The sequence below is a fragment of the Priestia sp. KCTC 13724 genome (genome assembly GCF_056820425.1).
In genome coordinates this window covers 1-2,095 of the sequence record NZ_JBXDLD010000130.1, presented here as the reverse complement: position 1 = coordinate 2,095, position 2,095 = coordinate 1, and the positions used below count along the sequence as shown (strand labels likewise).

2 pseudogenes are annotated in these 2,095 nt (G+C 35.0%); one reads left to right on the top strand and one right to left on the bottom strand.

Going from position 1 to position 2,095, the window contains the following annotated elements:
• Nucleotides 1-571: 571 nt before the first annotated feature.
• Nucleotides 572-1,817: pseudogene (locus tag AC1UFB_RS16065) on the bottom strand (HAD-IIA family hydrolase).
• A 3-nt stretch (nt 1,818-1,820) separates the two neighbouring features.
• Between AC1UFB_RS16065 and AC1UFB_RS16060 the strand changes: the two are divergent.
• Nucleotides 1,821-2,095, top strand: a pseudogene (locus AC1UFB_RS16060) (IS4 family transposase); the annotation flags it as partial.

Here is a 2,095-nt window from a genome sequence, read left to right as displayed (position 1 = left end):
TTTTTGAAAAACTACGTCACATTCCAAGGGATAAGTCTGTCTAATTTTGGATAATCAACACTCGTGATATATTATTAAACTAATGTTTGGAAGGGCATTCATAAATCAAAACAAAATAACCTAATAAATAACTATTGACAGGTTAGTTATAAAAAGGTATATTATAGTAAGTAATTCAAATTAATGGTAAATAAGAGGGTATAAATTCTTTAATAACTATTGCTCGATTGTAAAATAAGGGTATATATTCTTATTAAATTTGAAATTACTGGTCTCATTTTGTTTTAATTCGGAAAATACACACAACCTGTATGAATACCTAACAAAAAAAGATGTAATTTTCTGATAACTATGATTCTTAAAAACTAGGAGGAGATTTGTTATGGAATTAACTGCAGAAAAGTATCATGTAGTAAGTGAGGAAGAATTAGAAAGAGGGGTAGTAGCAACGTAGCTGTCACCACCCGCAATAACGAGTAAAAAAATGGAAAATGACTTGAAGTTTTAACCTCAAGTCATTTTCCATTTCTTTTTTTAGTAGGACCCCTTTTTTAGAAGGTTTCATGTTTTTTTAACGGATATAAGAAATTTGTTTATTTTCTAATGCATCTTTAAGCCATCTTGGATGCATACGTAAGAGATTTTCCGGTAAATGATTAAACTCAAAGTAATTCACATCTAATGTTTCTTCATTTTCCCTAATTAGAGTTCCTCCCACAACTTCACATTCGAAACAAGTTGTAATAAAGTGACTTACTTTCCCGTTTGGATATGAAAATACTTGGGAAACAGGGTCAGAATAAACTCCGATTAACCGATTAACTTTAACTTTTAAACCCGTTTCTTCACTAATTTCTCTAATGATTGCCTCTTCTACAGTTTCTCCCGGTTCAACATGGCCCGAAGGAATACCCCATAAGCCGTTATCTGCACGCTTCATTAGGAGAACGCGCTGAGTCTTATCAAATATAATGCCTGCTACTCCTGCTTTAATATGATCAGGCCAAGAAAAGGAAGGGGAAATCCATTTTTTAATTTTAGTATTACTATCAAATAAACCTTTTAAATTCGGTATCGTAACATCCGGATTACGAAAATCTCTAGCAGATGGAAATTTTTTTGTCTTTTGGTCTGATATTAAAATGGATGGTATTCCTACCTGATGTGCTCCTAAAACATCAGTATATGGATTGTCACCCACCATTACTATTCTAGAGGACGGGGAGAAATCTTCAAGCGCTATTTTAAACATATAAGGGTATGGTTTTCCTACAATGACAGGTCTCTTCTCTGTTGATACTCGAATCGCTTCTACCATAGCTCCAACAGCAGGTAAAGGGCCTTCTGGAGTCGGAAATGTTCTATCAGCATTTGTAGCAACAAATTTTGCTCCCTCCTTTATGAATTAATTTTGATGCTTGCTGGATGTCATGAAAAGACACATCATTGTCCCACCCGACAACAACGGCTTCAACATCGTTTTGATCGTCAGTATTAATACCTACCTGTTGACATTCCCATTTTAAATTTTCATCACCTAAAACAAGTGCAGTTCTGATTTTTTCATTCTGTAAATATTGGGCAGTCGCCCAACCTGATGTAATTACTTCTTCGCTGCTTGCTTCTATTCCAAGACTATTTAACCGTCTTGCCGTTTTTTTACGTGTTGTACATGGATCATTTGTTAAAAACCGAATGATTTTCTTATCTTGCCGAAGACGTTTAAGCGATTCTACTGCTTCTGGAAGTGGTTCAAGTCCTATATAAATCACTCCATCTAAATCAAACAAAAATACATCAAATTCATCAACTAACATAATATTCTCCTTTTTGCACAGCTGCAAGAAATTGAAAGTCTGCACGCACTTACAGATTGTCTTTTCGACGAACAGCTTCAAAAAGGGATCGACCTTGATTCCATCAGTATTTCTCAGCTGTCACGCCGGTTAAATGGCATGAATCCAGATCTCTTTCAACGGCTTTTCCTGGATTTAGTGACACAAATTCATGCCAAAACGCACTACACGAAACTCGTGATGCCGTTAAAAATCCTTGATTCAAGTACATTACCACTCAATTTGACCAATCATAGATG